Origin of the sequence: Oceanobacillus profundus (assembly GCF_003515705.1) — a bacterium.
In the GTDB taxonomy this organism is placed as follows: domain Bacteria; phylum Bacillota; class Bacilli; order Bacillales; family Amphibacillaceae; genus Oceanobacillus; species Oceanobacillus profundus.
Genome location: NZ_QWEH01000006.1, coordinates 141,459 through 164,956 on the forward strand (window position 1 = coordinate 141,459; position 23,498 = coordinate 164,956).

Here is a 23,498-nt window from a genome sequence, read left to right on the forward strand (position 1 = left end):
GACTGATATTTATAGGAAACTAGCTGATATCCATATGATAAAGGCTGAAGTTCACAATTAGTAGTACGTGGGTATAAAAGGGGAGTTTTAAGGAGGAATAAAATTGAAGAACAGCAAGCAAAAATTAGTATCTATTTTCATGGTCTTATTACTATTCTTTGGTGTAAGTATTCCTGTTTCTTTAGCTGATGCGGTTGATCCAGATGATAATACGGGATACGAACCAGAAAACCCCGGTATTTTAGATGAACAGACCGATGAGGGAGATAAGGGGATGGTGGTTACGGCACATCCATTAGCTTCAGAGGTTGGGGCAGATGTTCTGAGGCGAGGTGGTAATGCAGTGGATGCTGCAGTAGCTATTCAGTTTGCATTAAATGTTGCGGAACCAATGATGTCTGGAATTGGTGGCGGCGGTTTTTTCATGTATTATGATGCCCAAACCGAGGATGTCTCAATTATTAACAGCAGAGAGCGGGCTCCTCAAGGGGCAACGCCAGATATGTTTTTAGATAAAGAAAATGTAGTAACAGATCCAGGAAAATTTCATCTAGGTGCAATTGATATGAATCCAGAGGGTGAGGATAAGCAATTTCATATTGGTGAAGTAAATGTTACCGACCTTGACGCATCGGATGAGGAAGCGACAATTTTTGACTATGATTTTACTGGTGAATCTGGGGAGCCATGGGATTCCGATAAGTTTTCCTTATTTGAACGTGGAACTACATTTCAGCTGGCGGAAGATGGTGGCTTAATTAACTTTGGGCCTCCAACTGGCAGTAATTCATCTTCTTATGGTCAAACAACAGCTGTGATGGATGAGGTTGAGGATAGCGAGCTTTTCATTCGCTTCCGGACCGATGATCCCGGCGATGACCGACGTTTGCGTTTGTGGCTGCGATCGGATGAATATCGTTCTACGGGAACAACGTATGTCAAAAATGGCTACGGTGTTGAAATCAATACGAAGACAAATGAAATAAGATTAATTCAATCAAAGGATTCAACGAGTTCAACACTTGCTACGTTGCCATATGAGGGAACGAATGATTGGCAGTCATTGCGTTTCCGTGTTGAGGGCGATGAATTAAAAGTGCGCTTATGGGAGGATGGAGCCGAGGAACCAGAGGATTGGGATATCGAAACCTTTGCTGGTTCGGTAATTCCATTTTCAGAAAGGGTACAAAGTGGTACCTCTGTTGGGGTTCCAGGTACATTAAAAGGATTGGAAGAAGCTTTAGATAAATGGGGAACGATGGAGCTTGATGAATTAATACAGCCTTCGATAGATATGGCAGAGCAAGGGGTCGAGGTAAATTGGGTTTTAGCAAATGCTATTGCAAGTAATCAAAGTAAATTAGAGCGTACAGCAGCAAAGGATGTGTTTCTCCCAGAAGGTGAACCATTAGAAGAAGGAGAGATTTTAGTACAAGAAGATTTAGCGAAAACATTTAAACTGATACGCGATCAAGGAACAGATGTTTTTTACAATGGGGAAATTGGTGAAGCATTAGCCGAAGCTGTTCAAGAATTTGATGGGAGCATGGTAAAAGAGGATTTAAGGAATTACGATGTGACCGAAGATGAAGCAGTCTGGGGAGACTATCAGGGCTATGACATTGCTTCCATGCCGCCACCAAGCTCAGGAGGATTAACGATGCTTCAGCTCCTGAAAATGTTTGAACAGCTTGAACTGACAGGGCATGATATCAAATCACCGGAAAAATATCATTTCATGGCCGAAGCGATGCATCTTGCTTATGCGGATCGAGGAGCATATATGGGCGATCCGGAGTATGTTGAAGTGCCAAGAGATGGGCTGCTTCATCCGGATTATATAGCAGAGCGGGTTGAAACCATCTCACCTGATCAGGCTAATGACAATGTACAGCCAGGTGATCCATGGGCGTATCAGGAAAGAAGTGCACCAACCATTTCCCAGCAGGTGGATGATAAACAAGAAGGACAAACAACCCATTATACAGTAGCAGATCAATGGGGGAATCTAGTTTCCAATACAACGACAATTGAGCAGCTATTCGGATCGGGCATTATGGTACCGGAATATGGAATTGTACTGAATAATGAATTAACCGACTTTGACGCTGTACCAGGCGGCGCAAATGAGGTGCAGCCAAATAAACGGCCGCTAAGCAGCATGACCCCAACAATTGTGTTAAGGGATGGCGAGCCATTTATGACCGTTGGTTCCCCGGGAGGAGCGACGATTATAACGTCTGTCACGCAGACAATTGCCAATGTCATCGGCTATGGAATGCCGATAAAGGATGCAATTGAGGAGCCGCGTATTTATAGCAATAGTTATCCAACCATACGCTGGGAGTATGGCATTTCGGATACTGTCCGGCAACTGCTTGAAGAGATGGGACACGCTTGGGAAGCAAATCCAACAGAGATCGGAAATGTGAATAGCATTGTTCTAGATGAAGGGATGTTCATTGGGGCAGCAGACTCAACGAGAGAAGGTACTGCAATCGGTTTATCAGCAGAAGATTTCATTAGCATTGATGGTCTAAAATCCCGTGTGGAGCAATTACAAGCGGATGATGAAATTTACGAAGAACATGTTGCGCGATTGCTTATTACCCACCTAACGACGGTAGGACATTACAAGGAAAATGAAAAGATGGATAAAGCTATCAAGCATCTAGAAGGATTTAAGCAGTTGTTAGATCAGCTAAAAGCTGCAGATTCCATTTCCGAGCATGCTCACGATACGCTGTTGAGCGGTGCAGAGGAGTTGCTTGATATGTGGCAGTAGCTCTCTCTTTTTTCCTTGTGCTTTATCAGAGTGGGAAAATGGCGAAATTTTGGGGAAAAATTACTGAAGGTTACAGGTGAAATGCTGAAGTTCTGCAGTAATTTACTGAAGTCTATAGCAAAATTGCAGAAGTCCAAATTTGCACATGGGGTATAAGTCCGTGCTCTTTCTTCACATGCATCGCAAATTTAAAAATGAGAGATCCAAAAGGGAGGAAAAACTGATGAAAAAGCTGTTCTTGATAATAACTACGCTCTTAGTTGTGCTAGGCTCGTTAACTGCAATTGCAACCAATCGGCTCAACGCTGATGCGGGTAATGACAGTGAAAAGCCGCTCAAGCTTGGGGTAGAGGTTTTACTAGAGCAACAAAAGGATCTTATTGAAGGAAAGCGCGTCGGATTAATCACGAACCCAACAGGTGTCGATCAAGAACTAAATAGCATTGTCGATCGGTTATTCCATGATCCGGATGTCGAGTTAACCGCTTTGTATGGTCCAGAGCATGGCGTTCGTGGGGATGCCCAAGCAGGTGATTATGTCGAATACTATATCGATGAGCAGACAGGCTTACCAGTGTATAGTTTGTATGGTGAAACAAGAAAACCGACGCCAGAAATGCTCGAGGATATTGATATTTTACTATTTGATATTCAGGATGTAGGTGCAAGATTCTACACGTATATCTATACAATGGCCTATGCAATGGAGGCTGCAGCTGAAAATGATATTGAATTTGTCGTACTCGATCGTCCCAATCCGCTAGGTGGCAATCATGTAGAGGGACCGGTGCTTGATCCGGAATATGCTTCTTTTGTCGGTAATTACCCGATTCCACTCAAACATGGCATGACAGTTGGTGAGCTGGCATATTTGTTTAATGAAGAATTCGAAATTGGTGCAGATTTAAACGTTGTAGAAATGGATGGCTGGAAGCGCGGAATGTACTATGATGATGCCGATTTAGAGTTTGTGCTGCCATCACCGAATATGCCAACGTTAGATACGGCGCTTGTCTATCCAGGTGCAGCACTGATTGAGGGGACGAATGTTTCGGAAGGCCGGGGAACGACAAAGCCGTTTGAATTCATTGGTGCTCCATTTGTGAATAGTACCGAGTACGCCTCGGCATTGAATCAATTGGAATTACCTGGTGTCACATTTCGAGCAGCGTCGTTTACACCAACTTTCTCCAAACATAGTGGCACATTAAGTCACGGCGTACAGATTCATGTGACAGATAAACGAGCATATGAGCCTGTAATTACAGGACTGCATATTGTAAAAACCCTGCATGATATGTACCCGGAAAACTTTGAATTCCGAGCAGAGAACAGCGCAGGTATTTCCTTCTTTGATAATCTAATCGGAAATGGTTGGATTCGTGATGCGATTGAAAATGGAGATTCCGTAGAAGAAATGGCATCAAATTGGCACGAGGATCTTCAAGCATTTAAAGAAGTTCGAAGAGAATATCTTCTTTACACGATGAACACAGAGCAATTGAAGCAAAACATCGGGGTCCTTCAACAATCGGGTGATATTGAAAAGGATGCGGAGCGTAAATTACTCCTCCACCTCACCGCGGTTGAGCAATTTGAAGGGAAAAAGGCCGCAGATAAAGTCGCAAAGCATATGCAAGGATTCCAGTTGCTTTTAGACCAGCAAAAAGATGCGACGAGCCTATCGGATAATGCTTATAGACAACTGAGTAGTGATACGACGGATATGATTGCGCAGTGGGATTAGAAAGCTAAAGAATAGCGGTATTTGGAAAATCGTGTGGAAATCTTGAAAAAACTGTATAACCAAACAAACGAAGCAGGATAGTTAGTAACCATAGTATCGTCGTTATATAACAGCAACTCTTTTTTAAATAAAATCCCCTTGTAGCTGAAAATACACCGTAAGCAATTGTTAATGTTAAGCTTTAGAGATTTTAGCAATCTAAAAGAAATTAAGTCCTCTTTTTTGTGGTAAAGTGTAGTAGTCAAAATGGATGGTAACGTGATTGAGAAAGGAGGACACATTGATATGATTACACAAGCAGCCCAAATTTCTATTTTAGTTAAGGATCTTGAAGAAGCAAAACAATATTATACCAAAAAATTAGGGTTCATCGTTCGAGACGAAATAGAGTTTTCGCCGGGATGGAAGTACCTCACCGTTTCACCAGGTTCTGCAAATGAAACGAGGCTAGAATTAGTCAAAGCCGATACACCGGAGCAAGAAGAGATTATTGGCAGACAAGCTGCAAACCAAGTGTTGATTATGTTTTTAAGTGATGATATAGAAAAGGATTATCGTGAAATGAAGGCACGCGGCGTGATCTTTCAGGGGGAACCGCAACCGGTTCCGGGTGGGAAAGGTGTAGGTTTCGAAGACTTGTATGGCAATGCATTTGATTTATATCAACCGGATACAAAAGAAGGATAGGAAAAAATGACAAAAGTGGTTGACTCGCTGAATGGCCAGTATGAAGTGGTACATCAGTTATCGATTTGCATATAAAAGAAAACATTCCCTGCGATAATTCGAATACCAGAAAGTAGAAAGGGGAGCGCATCACGCTCCTCCTTCTTCCAATATTAGAGGCTGCTCAAATGCTCATGAACGAGCTTCCATTGCTCATTTTTATTCAGCTTAAACACATTCGTTGCTCTACCACTGCCAGAAATAAATTTACCCTGATGATAGCCTTCGTACATAAAGTTATAAATACAAGTTGCTGACTGCTGATCAACGCTTATCCATTGGACGTTTGTTGCGGTATAAACCTCTTCTTTAATCATATCCCAAGCATGCTCAAAGTACGCTTGAATATCTACAATAGAGGCGCATGTTTTGTCCGTGAACCAATAAACGGCTTCTTCATGCAGTATATCCTTCACATTTGAAAAATCATGTGTATTTGTTGCATTAATATATTGCTGTAAAGCTTCTTGATGTGACATAATCTCTCCCCCTATTCGTTTACTTCTTCTTCCTACAAACATAAATCATTTCCATGCTTTCATTCGTTAAAGGACCTTCCTTCCAATCACCATACACACGCAAAATTTCAAAGCCATTTTCCGCTAACAAACGCTCCATCTCTTTTGGAAACACATATCGTAAACGAATGCTCGTATGGAGCTCCTTGCCATGAGGGTACTTTCGAATCGTTACATTGTGCTGGATTTGAAGAAGTGCATCATATTCGCTAATCGTATAGACATCAACCTTTTCCCCGTTATCGATATACGATTTCCAATACTCCTCGGTGCTTGATGAAAGTAATTCTTCACTATTTGGAAAACGTGCATTAAAAATAAAAACACCATTTTTATCTAAATGATGATTTACAGACTGGAGCAACATGTTTTGCGCTTCGTTTGTCAGGAAATGCTGAAAGGAGTTGCCGACCATATATATAAACGGGCTTTGCAGCTTCAAATCAAGGGTCGTACAATCTTGTTCTACCCAAGTAATCGGTAAATTCACAGCTTTCTTTTTTGCCTGATGAAGCATTTGCTGGTGGATATCCACTCCGATGAGCTGATGCCCATCTTGTGCTAATGGAATCGTTGCTCTTCCAGTGCCACATGCTAAGTCGATCAGTGTCCCTTCCGTTTTTGCTGCCCATTTTTTCAGAAAGACTAGATCACTCAAATAGCTTTCATTTTCGGTATCATATAAAATTGGATCCTCATATTCTTGAAAATTATCTAATTCCATACTTTATCTCCCCTCTAATCGCTCCCCCAAGTGCTGTAAATTCTCAGCAAGCCAAGCCATCTCCAGTTGAAATCGACGCGGCGGCCCTTCCTCCTCATCCATTTTCGGATGTACCCACCATGTACTCTCCATATACCATAGGAGCAATAATGATTTGGCTAAAAAACCTTGCTTTACAGTATGATATTCCTTATATCCATCTAAAAAAGCAAGAGCAAAATCAGTGTTCAGTCCCTCTCTGCCTAATGCGCCGGATAGAATTGCCCGTGCAACATCAAGCTGCGGATAATCGTATTTCAGTCGATCAAAATCGAGGATAGCGGCTACGTCATTTCTTTTAAATAAGACATTATCTACCCATAAATCACGATGTGCCCAGCCTGTATCATTCGTATGAAGCGCTTCCAGACAAACTGTCTCTGTTGCAGTCGCTTGCGCTTCAAATAGTGGCAGCAAATGCTCTTTCCCGGTAGCAATGGCCCGTTTCTTAGTATCTTCCCAATGTGCTAACCGTTCCTTTATGCTAGGTGGAATAAATTGAGCACGAGAAGCTCTTCTCAGCGAACCATCATTTAGAATACAGTGCATTTTCCCTGTTAATCGTCCTAAATCGTATAGTTGATGTTTAGTTAAAGACCCAGATGGCAGTATCTTTCCATCATAGTAATCCATCAGGAGGAAATGCTCCCCCTTAGCGGACTTCAAGAAGGAGCTTCCTTGATAGGTATATAAATTTGGACACGGCAATCCATGTGCAAACAAGCGAGTTTGTTGTTCAAACGCGAATAGGAGGTCTTCCTGGTTATACTTTTTAAACCTTTCTTTGTTGTACTGCTTCAATAAAAATACACCTGAGTCGGTCGTGATTTTCCATTTTAAATTAAGCCAGCCTCTTTTGATTGGCTCTGCTTTGAATAATGTGAATCCAAATAAATGGCTACACGTAGCAGTAAGGTCGGCAAGGACAGCTTGTTCATCAGTTAAAATTGGCATTGTAAATCTCCAATCTACGGAAAATTTTAAGACAAATGCTCAACCTGATTAAAATCCTCTATCCTCCATTTATCTCCCTCAAAATGAAGATTGCTAATGCAGGCGTTTAACAATGTTGTTTTCCCCGATCCAATTTCCCCATCGGAGTAGACAGACAAAATCGCGTTTATGACAGCTCCATGCGCTACAAGTAAGACACGTTTATCTGGGTAGTTTTGCTGAACGTGCTCAACCGCTGTGATGACCCGTTTATTAAAATCCGCCCGCTCCTCTTGGTTTGGAAAACCATCAGGATGTTTCTCTCTTTCTGCATATGTCTTACCTTCGCCATCTCCAAAGGAACGCTCCTGAAAATCAGTCATCTCGACCATTGGTAATTGTAATTTGGCATTAATTATTTCCGCTGTTTCCTTTGCTCTTTTCAATGGACTATGTATGAGTACATCGTAATCAGCAGCATTTAAATAGGCTGCACATTGTTCTGCCTGCTTTCTGCCAGTCTCATTTAATGGGATATCTGTACTCCCTTGTATTCGTTTTGCTAAATTCCAATCTGTTTCGCCATGACGAATGAAGCATATCCTTGTCAAAATTACCCTCTCCTTAATTTCGTATTATAAAAACAAAGCATTGACACATCCTAAAAACAAAAGGAGGAAGCACCTATGCGAAAATTATGTTTAGCTCTCGGTATTGCATTTGTACTTATTTCTAGTTATTCCCTTCCACTACAGGCAGTAAATGCTGTTCAGGATGAAGGCGTACCATCCTATGCAAAATGGGGGAAGCTTGCCGTCCAGGAGACAAAGGAAAAATACCCATCTGCTAAGATTATTGACTATCTCCACATTGGCAAGGAAACAACCAACGGATCCACGGTTGAAAAATTTAAGCTATGGCTAAAAGGTGAAACGAAAGAATTCGGTGTTTTTGTCAATATTGAAATTAACCCACAGACAAATGAGGTCGTCCAAATAACGTTTGAAGAGACAGATCGATGAATTTTTAATCGGTCTGTCTCGCAACAATATGCACTGGATAATGTGACAATTACTTTAAAGCATTTCGTAAAAAAGCTGGATAAAGCTCCACGGTCTCTAAAGTGTCAACTGGTACTCATTTATGTATGTATGTTTGAATTTATTGGTCTCTTTTATTTTCAACCCAATCACTCGCTAACATCCCATAAACAACATGGTCCACATAATGGTCGTAAAGCCACTCCGATTGCCTGAGTATGCCTTCTTCCTTAAACCCTAACCGTTCCGGAATTGCCCGACTTTTTTTATTGGTAAAAGCAGCACGGATATCGACGCGATTCAGCTGTGCTTCTGTAAATGCATAATCCGTCAACGCACGTACCACGCTGGTAATAATGCCGTATCCTTGATAATCCTGTCCAATCCAGTAGCCAATATAGCCAATCCGGTTCGTCCAATCAAACGCATTAAATCCAGCAATCCCCACGAGCTTATCTTGATAAAAGATTCCAGCGGTTAATCCCTTTTTTGCTTCATAGGATTGCAATATATGTTCAATGAAAGCAATGGAATCATCTGAGCTTACATTCGTATCCAGCCAAGGAAGCCATTCCCGAAGATAGCTTCGGTTGCTAACGATTAGCGCAAATAATTGATTCGCATCCTGTAAATTAAGCTGTCGCAATGTGATATGTTCATCAACCTCGTATACAAACATCTACAATCTCCCCCTTATTCTATTCGTAATCATAGCATAAATTTAGTCAGAAAAAACGGAATATACATCCTCCTTTATTAGCTGAATAAAATAATAGTTCTCACCAAGCACTTTCTAGTTTATGATTAGTATATATTTGTATTAGAATGGAAGCATGGATAGTACCCGCAGTGAAGGAAGGTTTATACATGACCGAAGAAAATATAACCCGATTACATATAAATAATAAAGAATACATCCTGATTGGAACGGCACATGTATCGAAGCAAAGTGCTGAACAAGTGAAGGAAGTAATTGAAGCAGAAAAACCAGATGCTGTTTGTATCGAACTGGACGAGCAGCGCTACCAGTCAATTACAGAGGGCAATAAGTGGAAGGATACCGATATCTTCCAAGTGATAAAAGATAAAAAGGCAACCCTATTATTAATGAACTTAGCGATTTCATCCTTTCAAAAGCGGATGGCAAAGCAGTTTGGCATTAATCCTGGACAGGAAATGATTCAAGGAATTGAATCCGCAAAGGAAACAGGCGCTGAATTAGTCCTAGCAGATCGCGACATTCAAATTACCTTTGCCCGTGTCTGGGGAAATATCGGAATGAAAGGGAAGGCATTGCTGTTAACGCAAGTCGTCGGCAGTATTTTTAGCAATGAAAAAATTTCCGAAGAAGATCTGGAGAAGATGAAGCAGCAGGATACAATCAATGCGATGCTTCAAGAGTTCACAGATCATTTTCCAAAATTAAAAAAGCCGCTCATTGATGAACGAGATCAATACTTATCCCAAAAAATTAAAGATGCTCCTGGAGAAAAGGTTGTAGCAGTGCTTGGAGCTGCTCATGTTCCTGGGATTACGAAGGAAATCGAGAAAGAGCATGATTTGAAGAAGTTAAGTGAGCGTCCACCAAAATCCAAGACACCAAAAATTATTGGCTGGGCTATTCCGATTTTCGTACTTGCAGTCATCGCATACACCTTTTTCATGAACCCGTCTGCCGGATTGCAGCAGGCAATTAGCTGGTTCCTGTGGAATGGCTCGCTATCTGCAATTGGAACGATTGTCGCATTGGGGCACCCATTAGCCGTGCTGACGGCATTTATTGCAGCACCCTTTACGTCATTGAACCCACTCCTTGCAGCTGGTTGGTTTGCAGGCTTCGTTCAAGCGTATATAAAGCGGCCAAATGTAGCTGATTTTGAACGATTATCGGACGATGTCCATAGTGTAAAAGGATTCTGGAATAACAAAGTAACGCGGATATTACTTGTTGTTGTATTCGCAAATCTCGGAAGCTCACTCGGAACGCTTTTAGGTGGAGCTGACGTCATCCGGGTATTTATCGAAAATTTATAATCCATATAGAAAAAACACTTTCAAATGCGGAAGTGTTTTTTCATGTATGTCCATTTTCATTTTTCGAGCTTGTCCAGTTCGTTAAGTAACGCATCTAGTTCCTGTGAAATTTCAATGACCTTGTTATCATTTAAATTATCTTTAGAAGCATGATACATTTTAACTCTCAACTGCTCAATCCGTAATTCTAGTTGCTTTCGGTTTTCCAAATAAGAACACCCGCTTTCTTTTAGTAGGTATATTTCCCGAGAAAACCTTGTTGAAACCTTATCTAGAAAGGACTTCCACCTTTAGGAAAATATGTGAAAGGTAGCTCTTATCCTTCTCGTGTCAATTCAGAATCATTTGTCGTATGACTGTATATAGGTAAATTCTACTATAAATAGGATAATTAATAAACCTTTGATATACTTGAAAAAAATAGAACGAAAAGGAATGTGCTTTATGAAGATATCGATTGTTTCTGTCGGAAAGTTAAAAGAAAAATATTTAAAGCAAGGAATACAGGAGTATTTGAAACGATTAGGTGCGTATGCAAAGGTAGATGTCATCGAAGTTGCCGATGAAAAAGCCCCGGAAAACATGAGCGAAGCAGAAATGCTGGAGGTCAAACGAAAAGAAGGCGAACGGATCCTTTCACAAATTGCCCCAGACACGTATGTCATTACGCTAGAAATCAACGGAAAAATGCTAAGCTCCGAGCAGCTAGCTGCGAAAATGGATGAACTTGCGACATATGGAAAAAGCAAAATTGTGTTTGTTATTGGTGGATCATTAGGGATAAGTGATGATGTGCAAAAGCGAAGTGACTTAGCGTTGTCGTTTTCTAAGATGACGTTTCCTCATCAGTTGATGCGGTTGATCTTGTTAGAGCAGGTTTATCGGGGGTTTCGGATTAATCGGGGGGAAGCTTATCATAAATAAAAAATGTGGAAGTAAGTTTTTGATGATACCTATAAATAATAACGGAAAAGTAAACCAAAAAAAGTAATTTTTAACCCAGAATGAGTATACTTTTAATCTGTTAATTAAAATTTCATTCCTTAACAATCCTATTATTGAAATAAAAGCCAAAATATATAGAATTTTACAGATTATTATGCTATTATTTGTTATAATTTTTATAGGGAATTTTAACTATAGAAATGGAGGATTAATATGGAAACCTTTATTCAACAGATTAAAACGCTATCAAGTAGAATTGAAAGATTAAAAGATAACATTGAAACAGAGGAAGCAACAAAAACTTCTTTAATAATGCCATTAATACAAGCACTAGGATATGACATTTTTAACCCTCAAGAATTAGTACCTGAGTTCGTAGCAGACGTTGGAATTAAAAAAGGCGAAAAAATTGATTATGCAATAATGGAAAACGGGGCTCCAGTAATTTTAATTGAAGCAAAAAGTGTACATGAGAAATTGCAAAAGCATGATTCACAATTATTTAGGTATTTCGGGACTACTAAAGCTAAATTTGCAATTTTAACAAATGGAATTGAATACAAGTTCTTCACTGATTTAGAAGAAGCTAATAAAATGGATGAAAAGCCTTTTTTCATATTTAATTTAATTGAATTAAGAGAAAATCATTTTCTGGAATTGGCGAAATTTAGAAAGAACTTTTTTAATGTAGAAAATGTATTAACTACTGCATCCGAATTAAAATATACTAATGAAATTAAAAATTTTCTAACTCAACAATGGGATGAACCTAATGAAGAGTTTATAAAATTTGTCTTAAGTGATGTATATCAAGGTGTAAAGACGAAGAAAGTAATCGATAATTTTAGAGATATAGTAAAAAAGTCTCTGAATCAATTTGTTAATGAAAAAGTAAATGATAAGCTTCAAAAGGCCTTAAGTTCTACCGATGGAAATGAGACAGATTTAGCTGAAAAAATAAATGAAGAAGTAGCTTCAACAAATGAAGAAGAATTGATTGATGAACTTGAAAAAGTAGCAGATGAACCAATAATTGTAACTACTGAAGAGGAAATTGAAGGTTATGTTTTAATTAAATTGATGCTTAAAGAAAGTATAGATGCAAGTAGAGTTTACTATCGAGATAACAAAAGCTATTTTAATGTTCTATTAGATGATAATATACGTAAATGGATTTGTAGATTAGGTTTTAATACAAGTAATAAATATATCCAATTAAATGATGAATTAAAAACTACCCATAGATTAGAAAGTGTAAATGATATACTTTTATATAAAGATGAAATTTTAAGGGTTTCTAAACAATTTAACTAATAATAGTTTCTTAGTTATTGGATAGACAGAAAATCCGTGCTACCTATACGGCGCTACCAGATTTAAACTTTGAGTGAAAAGTAACGGCTTAAGTCTCATATTGTTTCCTTCACATATCATTTTATTAATAAAATTTACTAATGATTGTGTACCCTGGTCATTATTTTGCTTCATTTTGCTGTCTATCGATTCTATAGAGGTTACAATTCATCAGATTATTTATAAAAAACCGTATCCATTAAGATACGGTTTTTTATAAGCTTTTGTATATGAAGTTTTATACATATTATAGAGGGAAAACTACGTATGCTATTGGTGAAGTTGATTTCTTAGTATTACTGGACAACAAAGTATAATCGGAATATATGAGTGATTTCTTTAAGCAAGGAGCGATACCATGAAACCTATCATCCAAAAAGGGTTAAAACAAATCCAAGAAGAACAAATTCAAGAAATTCATGCTGTCACTGGCGGGGATATTAATGAAGCATATTATGTTCGAACCAAACACCAAGAATACTTTGTTAAGTTAAATAAAGAAATGGATGTTTCCTTTTTCGAATTTGAAGCAGAAGGACTTTCTGCCATTCGTCAAACAGGAGCGATAAATGTTCCTGCTGTTTATGGTGTGCAGAAGGATAAGGAAACACAAATACCAATGCTATTTATGGAATGGATTGAAGGGAAGAAAGAAAATAATACGGATGAGATCTTAGGTGAGCGTCTAGCAGCATTACATTTAAGTGAGGGTCCTGGATTTGGATGGGAAGGTAAAAGTTATATCGGGAAGCTAATGCATGACAATCATCTTCACAATAGCTGGCTTACTTATTATCGTGATGCTCGCCTATTGGAGCAAATAAAAATAGGACAATCACAAAAAAGCATATCTGGAGAGCGAAACAAACAACTAATGAGATTACTAGAAAAACTTGATACATGGATTCCGAATAATCCTAAATCCAGTACATTACATGGAGATCTCTGGGGAGGAAACTGGATGACTGGTAAGGGTGGAGTACCCTATTTAATCGACCCATCCATTTTGTTTGGAGACCATGAGTTTGAAATGGCTTTTACAGAGTTATTTGGAGGTTTTTCACAACGTTTTTATGATGCGTACCATTCTGTGTTTCCATTATCACCGGAATATGAAACACGAAAAGAACTTTATCAACTATATTATCTACTAGCTCACTTAAACATGTTTGGTGAATCGTATGGAGGATCAGTCGACCGAATTGTTAGGAAGTATGTTGGATAGAAAGGATTATTTGTATACCATTGTGAATGAGGGTGAACAGATTCTTGAAGTTTCCATCAGCTTAGAAATTATTGTGATTAAATTTGATATGTAGGAATTTAGGGGAAAGGATTTTTTGTAATGAAATTCATCTAGAATCCTAGTTGAACATTAAAGCGTTTACATATATGATTAACTTAATTCTACAATAGCGGGGTGTTAAGAATGGAATCGAGTAAGAAAGAAATCATAACAGTTGATACAACAGTTCAAAAACCAGTTGAAAAAGTGTGGGAATGCTGGACGAATCCAAAGCACATCACACAATGGTCCAATGCTTCTGATGACTGGCATGCACCAAAAGCAGAGAACGATTTAAGAGCGGGAGGTAACTTCCTTACACGAATGGAAGCGAAAGACGGCAGCTTCGGATTTGATTTCACAGGCGTTTATGATGAAGTTAAGCAATATGAGTTAATTTCTTACACGCTGGAGGACGGTAGAAAAGTTGAAATTACGTTTATTGATCAGGAAAATGGCACAAAGGTAGTAGAGACATTCCAAGCTGAAAATACCAATTCTATTGAGATGCAGAAAGCAGGGTGGCAGGCGATACTTGATAATTTTAAAAAATATAGTGAAGCTATCTCTACCCAAGAAATTTAAAAGCTGTTTTTCATAATGGTGGAGAAACAACGACATTTTTGAAATACTAGAATACAGAGTAAAAACACTAAATATTGGAGGGGTTTTATGCAAAAAATAGTTCCGCATTTGTGGTATGACAAGGAAGCAAAAGAAGCAGCTTCGTTTTATATCGGTTTATTTGATCAGTCCAAATTACTGCATGTGGCTGTTATTGGAGACACGCCATCTGGTGACTCTGAAATAGTAAGCTTTGAACTGGCTGGTCAGGAATTTCAAGCAATAAGTGCGGGTCCATATTTCAAATTGAACCCAACGGTTTCGTTAATGGTAGCTTGCGTGACCGAAGAAGAAGTAAACACCAAATGGGAGGCATTAGCAGACGGGGGAACGGAATTAATGCCACTTGGGGAATATCCGTTTAGCAAGCTGTATGGCTGGGTGCAGGATCGCTATGGTTTGTCCTGGCAGTTAATGCTCGTAGACGAGGACCAGGCTTCACAAAAAATTACGCCAAATATGCTTTTCTCTGGGAATGCATGCGGAAGGGCTGAAGAAGCAGTAAACTTCTACACCGAAATAGTTGAACATGCTAAAACAGGGATAATCAGCAAGTATGAATCTGGTGAATCCCACTCAGCAGAGGCAAGCGTGAAATATGCTGATTTCAATCTTTTTGGAATGAATATAGCAGCAATGGATAATGGAATGAACGTTGATTTTACTTTTAATGAAGCATTTTCTTTCATTATTAATTGTAAAGACCAGGAAGAGATTGATTATTACTGGGACAAGCTTTCTGCCGTACCAGAATCGGAACAATGCGGTTGGGTCAAAGATAAATTCGGTGTTTCCTGGCAGATTGTTCCGGATAACATTGATGAAGTTTTGTTTAATGGGCCAAAGGATGAGGCACGCAGAGCTTCTGAAGCACTACTGAAAATGAAGAAAATTGACATTAGCGCATTGGAAAGAGCTCGTTTGGCAAAATAAAGTAATATCAAAACATGGCCTTAACTCTTGGGTTGTATAGAGTTAAGGCCATGTTTTGTATTTAGAGATAGGGGTGAATTTTGTTACACTCCATTCGTTTTAAGGTGTAATAACTCATCTGCTCTATAAGCTGACCTCTTTTTACTGGATATTAAGAAATATATTTGATTATATAACTGGATAATTGGTTATATGGCAAATACTTACTTGAAATAGTAGAAATTTGTAGAAAAATGTCAAAAGTCATTGATTTTTCACACTATCCATTATATTATTATATTTAAATTTTTAGAAAAAGGGGGGTTCAGCGGTGGTTACTTTTATAGCATCTATTGTGTTGTTAATTGTTGGTTATATCGTTTATGGGAAGGTGGTTGAACGAATTTTTGGCATTAATGACCAAAACCCAACGCCTGCCTATACAAGCAATGATGGTCTTGATTATATGCCAATGAGTTGGTGGAAAGCGAGTTTAATTCAGCTTTTAAATATCGCTGGAACCGGTCCGATTTTTGGCGCAATAATGGGTGCGCTTTATGGTCCAGTAGCATTTATCTGGATTGTTGTTGGTTGTATTTTTGCTGGAGCGGTACATGATTACTTTTCCGGAATGGTATCACTTAGGCATAATGGAGCGCAATTTCCGACAATTGTCGGTAAATATTTGGGAGAAAATTTAAAATACATCACGACAATCGTTTCGATATTTCTAATGGTTTTGGTAGCGGCGGCTTTCACTGCAGCACCTGCTCAATTACTGACGCAAATAACACCACTAAATTTTACGACATGGCTTCTTATTATATTCGTTTATTTAGTACTTGCAGCAGTTCTGCCAATTAATAAAGTAATTGGAAGGGTTTATCCGATTTTTGGAGCGATTTTAATTTTTATGGCTGTGTCGATTGGAATTGGTTTGTTCTTTTTTGATTACTCAATCCCAAATTTAACATTAAGTAATTTACATCCTGGAGAGATGCCAATTTGGCCATTATTAATGGTAACCATATCTTGTGGTGCAATCTCTGGGTTTCATAGTACACAAAGTCCAATACTAGCTCGAACCTTGAAAAAAGAGAGTGAAGGCAGAAAAGTGTTTTATGGAGCAATGATTGGTGAAGGGGTTATTGCCATGATTTGGGCAGCAGCAGGAATGACCTTCTTTGGCAGTACTGGTGCATTGCAGACAGCACTGAACGCAGGGGGGCCTGCTGGAGTTGTTAATGAAATCAGTCTAACAACACTGGGGACATTTGGCGGGATTCTTGCGATATTGGGTATTGTCGTCCTTCCAATTACGACCGGTGATACGGCACTACGTTCTTCAAGAATGATGCTTGCAGAATTATTGACTCAAATAACTAAAAAAGACTTTAAAGGAAAAGGGAAGTTAGCATTACTTATTATTCCTATAGCAGGACCAGCACTATATCTTTCTACGATTGATTATAGCTTCCTCTGGCGCTATGTGGGTGGATCTAATCAGATTGTTGCTGCGGTAATGTTATGGACTGCAGCCATGTATCTTCTAAAAAATAACAAGTTTCATTGGATCTGCAGTATTCCTGCATTGTTCATGACAGCGGTAGTAAGTACGTATTGGTTTTACGCACCAGAGGGATTTAATCTGAGCTATGGTATTTCACTGACTCTAGGAATGGTTATTTGGTTGGCTGTACTTGCATGGTTTGTAAGACAACTTATTAAACATAAAGCAGCCGGCAACAATGAGGATTCGGATGTGAAAGCAGGGTAGCGGGTGAAGGGACAAAGATTCTCTTTGATTCCTTGTCCCAAATTACCTTCTGTTTTGGGGTGATGATCCTGACCCTACGTTCCCAAAAAGGAGATTACGGGGATGGATAAAGATATAGGAGAGTTTGTCAGGTTCTTTCTGTTTGAAGGTATTGCGACAAATATTTTTGGAATTATCATGTTTCTAGCTGGTATTTTCACCATTGTATTCGGAAGTTATATGGTTATTGGTAAAAAAGCCGTCAATCTAAAGTCAATATGATAAATATCATCAATTACCCTGTCACTTTATATAGAAGTGGCAGGGTTTTTCCATATGCAAAACTGTCCCATAAGTAAGTTGAATAGAACCATCCAAGCATTGATAGGCGTTGCTCGGGTCGAAAACGTTAAGAGAAATAGTGCAAAAATGAATACGCCTGACTAAAACGGAGAAAGTATAAAGGGTCAATCTCAGGACCTTTAAATTGACAAAATAAAATGATTACGATACATTTATACTATATTCAAAATACCTTAATTAAATATAATTAAATTAAAAGTATTAGAATATAAAAACAGCAGAGAGGGATGACATATATGGAAAGGTTCGAAGGGAAAGCAGTACTTATCACTGGGGCAGGATCTGGTCTAGGTCGTGCTGTAGCATTACAAGTAGCTAAAGAAGGGGCAAAATTATCTTTAGTTGATTTAAATGAAAAGGGATTAGAAGAAACAAAAAAGGAAGTACTTGAGGTAGCACCTAGTGCAGAAGTTCTTCTAGTAACGGCGAACGTTGCTAATGAGGATGAAGTAAAAAATTATGTAGATAAAACAGTAGAAGCATTTGGCACGATTGATGGATTCTTTAATAATGCTGGAATTGAAGGAAAACAAAACCTGACAGAAGATTTCGGTTCAGATGAATTCCAAAAAGTTGTTGATATTAACCTGAATGGTGTATTCTATGGCTTAAAATATGTTCTGAAAGTGATGAAGGAAAATGGCAGCGGGCACGTAGTAAATACTGCTTCAGTAGGTGGCATTCGTGGTGTTGGCAACCAATCAGGCTATGCCGCTAGTAAGCATGGTGTAGTTGGATTAACACATAACTCTGCAATTGAGTATGGCCAATACGGTATTACAATTAATGCAATTGCTCCAGGGGCAATTATGACCCCAATGGTTGAAGGATCATTAAAACAAATGGGTGGCGAAGATGGCTGGGAAGAAGTTGGAAAAGCATTTGTCGAGCCAAACCCAATGAAACGTTTCGGTAAACCGGAAGAAGTAGGCTACTTAACTGCCTTCCTTTTATCTGACCAGGCAGGATTTGTTAATGCCGCTGTTGTGCCAATTGATGGTGGGCAGTCTTATAAATATTAAGTTTCAATTAGATATTATTTAAACGCGGATAAATTAAACAGTTCTAGATATGGAGAAGCAGGGGATCGGAAACAGATTCCCTGCTTCTTCAGTATTCCGCACACATCCGAACTTAAAAAGCTTCAGGTTGGGCTTACAACAATTCAATGCATAACTGTTAAGCCGACTAGAATGAAGAATACCTTCTGTAAATAAACTTACTCTGCAATTTAGCGACTACTTCTCTTTTCTTGCACAGCGACGATAGGTGTTGTTGCACCATGTTCTTTCCGGATGGTTTTTCTTGCCTCTGCATGTGTTCTGGCATTTATCGTTTTAAGCAGTTTTTTTCCATCTATTTCAGCTTCCACAAGAAAGCACTTTTCGCCGCACCTCAATTGAATCTCTCCTTCTAAATTACAAATTGTACATATATAAGAGTAAATAAGAAAAATTCCGTTAACCCTATTATACGCTGTTATCGAACGGGTGCTATGAAATATAATTCTGCTCATTTTATACCGTACAGAATAAACACTACACAAATACCTCTCTACCAATTAATTTAACAAAACTGTTGAAAAAACAAACACAAACAACTCTATTTATTCTCTTGACAAGAATATAAACACAGTATAAAATGACTTTGATGCGAAAAACAACAGTTTAATGCTTTCTAAACTATTTCAGGCAGTTAATAGAGGAAGTGTTGTGAATTTTATCTTGGTATCTTAGGAAAATGTTGCGATTTAGCACATATAGCGATTATGTGCGTCGCTAATGGCGAACAGAGAACAAAAGCAGGCAGTCTGATTCTCTATTTTAAATTCATTTTGTAAGCACTGCCAATTGAGTTTGAGATGAATGAGTTTGGTCATTTATTGAGAGTGTATATAGTGGGAGCGCACTGAGATGCTGCTATCTATAAGGAACAAATTACAATATCTTTATATAAAGCAAACAGAACTGCTAAAAATTACATTGGGGGGCTAATATATGCCATTATTAATTGTTGCAATAGGGGTACTGTTACTACTTATTTTTATCATGAAATTTAAATTAAACACATTTGTTTCATTAATTATTGTTTCGTTTATTGTAGCCCTAGCGCTAGGAATGCCTATGGGGGAAGTTGTTGGGTCGATTGAAAGCGGTTTAGGTGGAACACTTGGTCACATTGCCTTAATCTTTGGTATGGGTGCCATGCTTGGTAGATTAATTGCAGATGCAGGTGGAGCGAACCGCATTGCAATAACGCTAATTGACAAATTTGGCGAAAAAAGAATTCAATGGGCTGTATTATTTGCTTCATTTATAGTTGGTATCGCATTATTCCTTGAAGTAGCAATTGTATTACTTGTTCCGATTATATTCTCAATCGCAAAGGAATTAAAAGTTTCTATTGTTAAACTAGGACTACCAATGGTTACTGCTGCATTGGCAACGCATGCATTTTTACCTCCGCATCCAGGCCCAACCGTAGTAGCTGCGGAATATGGTGCAAATATTGGCTTGGTCCTAATTTACGGAATTATAGTCGCTATCCCAACAGTTATTTTTGCGGGTATCTTGTATCCGAAGCTTGCAAAAAAGATTGTGCCGACTGCATTTACGAGAGAAGGCAGTGCATCGTTTGGTGTCCAAAAGACATTTAAATTAGAGGAAATGCCTGGTTTTGGTATTAGTTTATTTACAGCGCTATTTCCTGTTATTCTAATGGCTTTAGGTGCTATCGTTGATATGGTTCAGCCGGTCTTCGGCTTTTCCGATAACATGTTAGTGAGTTTGATTCGTTTCATTGGTAATTCTTCAACTGCTATGTTGCTTTCTTTATTACTGGCAGTTTATACAATGGGATTGAGAAGAAATATTCCAATTAAGACATTAATGGATTCTTGTTCTTCCGCAATCAATGCCTTAGGTATGCTGCTGCTAATCATCGGTGGTGGCGGTGCTTTAAAACAAGTGCTTATTGATGGTGGTGTTGGTGATTATGTTGCTGATATCTTTGCAGGATCTGCAATGTCTCCGGTCTTCTTTGCTTGGATGGTCGCAGCAATATTACGTATTTGTTTAGGGTCTGGAACGGTTGCAACGCTAACAACAGCAGGATTGGTTATACCTTCACTTGCTGGAATTCCCGATGTTAATCTAGAGCTAGTTGCTCTTGCGACAGGAGCGGGTAGTGCTATTGCATCACATGTTAACGATGCCGGCTTCTGGATGGTTAAAGAATCTCTGGGTATGACATTAAAAGAAGCATTTGGAACATATACCGTACTCTCCACAATCGTTGCTGTATCTGGTCTAGTATGTACTTTATTATTAGATATCATAATTTAAAAAACAAAAACAACCATGTTATAGATTCTGTTCTATAAAATGGTTGTTTTTTTACATGTATTTCTTCCAGATTTCGTTTGAACGCTGATATTCCAATTAGTATTGAAATCGCTTTATCAATTACTTTTACTTTAAGGGAATATGGCTTATAATTAATAGTGTTGCAAATTGCATACTATCAGCTTATCAAAGTAAGTAAAATGAAACGGAATTCACTTCCTTTACAGATTACTAGATTAGAACTTTTAATGGGAAATCTACAATAGGTTTAGGTTAAGAACTCATTGTAATTAAAAAATAAAAGAAATACATAGCTTGATTTTAGTGACAGAAGGTGAAGTAAAATGATAAAAGCGTTGGTAATCGTCCCTTATGAGGGGCTGCTTGAAATGATGAAAGATATCAGTCAAGAGATAGAAGATATTGAATTACACATTGAACTAGGTAACTTATATGAAGGTGTCGCAATTGCAAAGAATGCTGAAAATGAAGGCTACCATGTTGTTATCAGCCGTGGCGGTACGGCTTCAATGATACAAGAGGCGGTATCTATCCCGGTAATCGATATTCAAGTTTCTGGCTACGATGTATTACGCATTTTAACACTTGTAAAAGGATTTTCTGGCAAAGCTGCTATTGTTGGATTTTCGAATATCACACAAGGTGCAGCTACAATATGTAAGCTGCTGGATTTAGATGTTAAGACATTAACGATTACAAGGGACAATGAAGTAAAAGAAAAATTAACGGCCTTAAAAAAGCAAGGCTATGGGGTAGTAATTGGAGACGTCATAACGATGCAGGCTGCAAAACAATTAGGTATGACAGGAGTTCTGATTACATCTGGTAAAGAAGCGATTATGGATGCGTTAGAAGAAACAAGAAGATCCTATCGTTTATTTTCAAGACTACAGCAGGATATTGCGTTAATGCAAACGATTCTTGATAGTAATGAACAGGCTATCGGGGTTTTCAATCAAGCAGCGGAAATGACGTATGGTAATGCGCGATTTCATAGCGATTTTCATTGGTTGCAATTAGACGATGCTACCGATGTAAAAAAACTTATGCAGGAAACAATCTTAACAAACACAAAGCAAGTAAAAACCCTTTACATTAATAATGAATTATGGAAAATAACAACATGCCCGATCAACGGTGAAGCGGCACTATTTTTTGAAAAAGCACATTCAAATCAAACGACTGTGCAAAGTGAGCATGGAAAGCAAAATGCAATTGAGTTGCATACGCCTCCCTCTCGGACTCCAATTTCAGGAAAAAGTCAGGCAACCCAGAAGGTATTGGATCAAATCAATCGATACGGAAAACGTGATGAGCCTGTCTGGATTTCCGGGGAGCAAGGGAATGGAAAGGAATTAGTTGCCCATTCCATTTATTTAAAAAGGAAAGCTTCGGATGAGCTGTTGATTACATTGCATTGCGATATGATAAGTGCAGAGCAATTGAAGGAGCTCATGAAGGAGGGATTTTTTCAAAAGTACGCCAATGGAGTGATTTTCTTAAAGCATATCGACAACCTGAATGCTTATATGCAAAAGGAATTATTAAGTGTCCTTCAGGATGAAAATGAACAGAAACCACAATGGCTTGTATCTTCAACCGATAATATGGATAAAAAGATTAAAAATGGAGATTTTCATCGTGCGTTATACCAATTGTTAGCGCGATCACAGATTCAAATACCGCCGCTTCGTGAACGGAGAGAAGATATTGAGGATTTAGTACACGTATTTATTTCCGATTTGCATCCGAAGTATGGCAATGAAGTCGTCGGGATTCGGGATGATGCACTGGAGCAGCTTGTCCACTATGATTGGCCTGGAAATGTGGCACAGCTGAAGCATGTAATGGAGCAATTATTTTTGGAGGCACAATCCTATTATATTGAGAAAGCAGAAGTGGACATTGTATTTAAGAGATTGGAACATCAAGCAAGGTGGAATGATGCATTATCGTATATTGACATTAGTGGTACATTAGAAGAAATCGAAAAAGAAGTGATTGCAAAAGTCCTTGAAGATGAAGGAATGAATCAATCCAGAGCGGCTAAACGTTTAGGAATTAATCGATCGACCTTATGGCGCAAGCTTAAATAATAGCTTGCGTTTTTCTATGCAAAAATGCTCTTTTTGATGCAAAATACAACAATATATAGAAATTAAAAAATAAATAAACCAAATCATTGCTAAATGCAACGTTTTGGTTTATGATTGTTATTGAAAGCGTTATTAGAATAGATAATAGAAATAAATATAATGCGATATACGATAGACAATAAGTAGAAATAAAGCGAAAACGCAAAAACGCAAAAAAGCAAATGCTGAGATTGTTAAGAGGGGAGGTAAACAG

Annotated in this window: 22 protein-coding genes and 1 pseudogene; 16 read left to right on the forward strand and 7 right to left on the reverse strand. The window is 38.5% G+C overall.

Features of this window, described 5'->3' with window-relative positions:
* Positions 1–139 precede the first annotated feature (139 nt).
* The 4 genes and pseudogenes from ggt to D1B32_RS10990 all read left to right on the forward strand — a co-directional run bounded on the left by ggt (position 140) and on the right by D1B32_RS10990 (position 5,219).
* Entirely contained in the window at positions 140–2,785 is a 2,646-nt protein-coding gene (ggt, locus tag D1B32_RS10980) for a gamma-glutamyltransferase (RefSeq protein ID WP_118889393.1), read from the forward strand.
* Positions 2,786–3,008: 223 nt separating this feature from the next.
* Positions 3,009–4,268: pseudogene (locus D1B32_RS10985) on the forward strand (exo-beta-N-acetylmuramidase NamZ family protein); the annotation flags it as partial.
* A gap of 3 nt (positions 4,269–4,271) precedes the next feature.
* The gene (locus tag D1B32_RS24595) at positions 4,272–4,532 is read left to right on the forward strand and encodes an FIMAH domain-containing protein (protein WP_392391109.1); all 261 of its coding nucleotides are present in this window, start codon (positions 4,272–4,274) and stop codon (positions 4,530–4,532) included.
* 285 nt (positions 4,533–4,817) lie between these two features.
* Positions 4,818–5,219, forward strand: coding sequence for a VOC family protein (locus D1B32_RS10990; protein ID WP_095314251.1), 402 nt, complete (start codon positions 4,818–4,820; stop codon positions 5,217–5,219).
* 152 nt (positions 5,220–5,371) lie between these two features.
* Here D1B32_RS10990 and D1B32_RS10995 read toward each other — a convergent pair whose 3' ends face one another.
* The 4 genes from D1B32_RS10995 to D1B32_RS11010 are packed head-to-tail and all read right to left on the reverse strand — an operon-like array spanning position 5,372 to position 8,083.
* Positions 5,372–5,737 (reverse strand): YybH family protein, encoded by a 366-nt coding sequence (locus tag D1B32_RS10995; RefSeq protein WP_118889327.1) that lies wholly within the window; start codon positions 5,735–5,737, stop codon positions 5,372–5,374.
* 19 nt (positions 5,738–5,756) lie between these two features.
* Positions 5,757–6,500, reverse strand: coding sequence for a class I SAM-dependent methyltransferase (locus tag D1B32_RS11000; protein ID WP_118889328.1), 744 nt, complete (start codon positions 6,498–6,500; stop codon positions 5,757–5,759).
* Positions 6,501–6,503: 3 nt separating this feature from the next.
* The gene (locus tag D1B32_RS11005) at positions 6,504–7,493 is read right to left on the reverse strand and encodes a phosphotransferase (RefSeq protein ID WP_118889329.1); all 990 of its coding nucleotides are present in this window, start codon (positions 7,491–7,493) and stop codon (positions 6,504–6,506) included.
* A gap of 26 nt (positions 7,494–7,519) precedes the next feature.
* A complete protein-coding gene (locus D1B32_RS11010) occupies positions 7,520–8,083 on the reverse strand; it encodes a histidine phosphatase family protein (protein WP_118889330.1) in 564 nt (187 codons plus the stop codon).
* A gap of 75 nt (positions 8,084–8,158) precedes the next feature.
* On the opposite strand from D1B32_RS11010, the gene D1B32_RS11015 reads away from it, so the two are divergent.
* Positions 8,159–8,494, forward strand: coding sequence for a DUF3889 domain-containing protein (locus D1B32_RS11015; RefSeq protein WP_118889331.1), 336 nt, complete (start codon positions 8,159–8,161; stop codon positions 8,492–8,494).
* 139 nt (positions 8,495–8,633) lie between these two features.
* Here D1B32_RS11015 and D1B32_RS11020 read toward each other — a convergent pair whose 3' ends face one another.
* Positions 8,634–9,191: a GNAT family N-acetyltransferase gene (locus D1B32_RS11020; RefSeq protein ID WP_118889332.1), complete on the reverse strand. Its 558-nt coding sequence runs from the start codon at positions 9,189–9,191 to the stop codon at positions 8,634–8,636.
* A 188-nt stretch (positions 9,192–9,379) separates the two neighbouring features.
* Between D1B32_RS11020 and D1B32_RS11025 the strand changes: the two genes are divergently transcribed.
* On the forward strand, positions 9,380–10,546 hold the full coding sequence (locus D1B32_RS11025; RefSeq protein WP_118889333.1) for a TraB/GumN family protein: 1,167 nt from the start codon (positions 9,380–9,382) through the stop codon (positions 10,544–10,546).
* A 56-nt stretch (positions 10,547–10,602) separates the two neighbouring features.
* On the opposite strand, the gene D1B32_RS11030 is transcribed toward D1B32_RS11025, so the two are convergent.
* Positions 10,603–10,755, reverse strand: a complete 153-nt coding sequence (locus D1B32_RS11030) for an aspartyl-phosphate phosphatase Spo0E family protein (protein WP_095314193.1) — start codon at positions 10,753–10,755, stop codon at positions 10,603–10,605.
* Between the two features lie 235 nt (positions 10,756–10,990).
* On the opposite strand from D1B32_RS11030, the gene rlmH reads away from it, so the two are divergent.
* The 8 genes from rlmH (at position 10,991) to D1B32_RS11065 (ending at position 18,806) form a co-directional block, all read left to right on the forward strand.
* Positions 10,991–11,470, forward strand: a complete 480-nt coding sequence (gene rlmH, locus D1B32_RS11035) for a 23S rRNA (pseudouridine(1915)-N(3))-methyltransferase RlmH (RefSeq protein WP_118889335.1) — start codon at positions 10,991–10,993, stop codon at positions 11,468–11,470.
* 234 nt (positions 11,471–11,704) lie between these two features.
* A complete protein-coding gene (locus D1B32_RS11040; RefSeq protein ID WP_118889336.1) occupies positions 11,705–12,805 on the forward strand; it encodes a type I restriction endonuclease in 1,101 nt (366 codons plus the stop codon).
* A gap of 397 nt (positions 12,806–13,202) precedes the next feature.
* Positions 13,203–14,069 (forward strand): fructosamine kinase family protein, encoded by an 867-nt coding sequence (locus D1B32_RS11045; protein ID WP_118889337.1) that lies wholly within the window; start codon positions 13,203–13,205, stop codon positions 14,067–14,069.
* A 204-nt stretch (positions 14,070–14,273) separates the two neighbouring features.
* Positions 14,274–14,714 carry an SRPBCC family protein gene (locus D1B32_RS11050; RefSeq protein WP_095310095.1) on the forward strand — a complete coding sequence of 147 codons (441 nt, stop codon included), beginning with the start codon at positions 14,274–14,276 and terminating at the stop codon, positions 14,712–14,714.
* Positions 14,715–14,801: 87 nt separating this feature from the next.
* Entirely contained in the window at positions 14,802–15,686 is an 885-nt protein-coding gene (locus D1B32_RS11055; protein ID WP_118889338.1) for a VOC family protein, read from the forward strand.
* A 310-nt stretch (positions 15,687–15,996) separates the two neighbouring features.
* Positions 15,997–17,442, forward strand: coding sequence for a carbon starvation CstA family protein (locus D1B32_RS11060; protein ID WP_118889339.1), 1,446 nt, complete (start codon positions 15,997–15,999; stop codon positions 17,440–17,442).
* A 102-nt stretch (positions 17,443–17,544) separates the two neighbouring features.
* Positions 17,545–17,703 (forward strand): hypothetical protein, encoded by a 159-nt coding sequence (locus tag D1B32_RS23730; protein WP_158586240.1) that lies wholly within the window; start codon positions 17,545–17,547, stop codon positions 17,701–17,703.
* A gap of 317 nt (positions 17,704–18,020) precedes the next feature.
* Positions 18,021–18,806 carry an SDR family oxidoreductase gene (locus D1B32_RS11065; protein ID WP_118889340.1) on the forward strand — a complete coding sequence of 262 codons (786 nt, stop codon included), beginning with the start codon at positions 18,021–18,023 and terminating at the stop codon, positions 18,804–18,806.
* 209 nt (positions 18,807–19,015) lie between these two features.
* On the opposite strand, the gene D1B32_RS24030 is transcribed toward D1B32_RS11065, so the two are convergent.
* A complete protein-coding gene (locus D1B32_RS24030; RefSeq protein ID WP_187393145.1) occupies positions 19,016–19,183 on the reverse strand; it encodes a hypothetical protein in 168 nt (55 codons plus the stop codon).
* 598 nt (positions 19,184–19,781) lie between these two features.
* On the opposite strand from D1B32_RS24030, the gene D1B32_RS11070 reads away from it, so the two are divergent.
* Both D1B32_RS11070 and D1B32_RS11075 read left to right on the forward strand, forming a co-directional pair.
* Positions 19,782–21,128, forward strand: a complete 1,347-nt coding sequence (locus tag D1B32_RS11070) for a gluconate:H+ symporter (RefSeq protein WP_095310102.1) — start codon at positions 19,782–19,784, stop codon at positions 21,126–21,128.
* Between the two features lie 344 nt (positions 21,129–21,472).
* Positions 21,473–23,245 (forward strand): sigma-54-dependent Fis family transcriptional regulator, encoded by a 1,773-nt coding sequence (locus tag D1B32_RS11075; RefSeq protein ID WP_118889341.1) that lies wholly within the window; start codon positions 21,473–21,475, stop codon positions 23,243–23,245.
* Positions 23,246–23,498 lie beyond the last annotated feature (253 nt).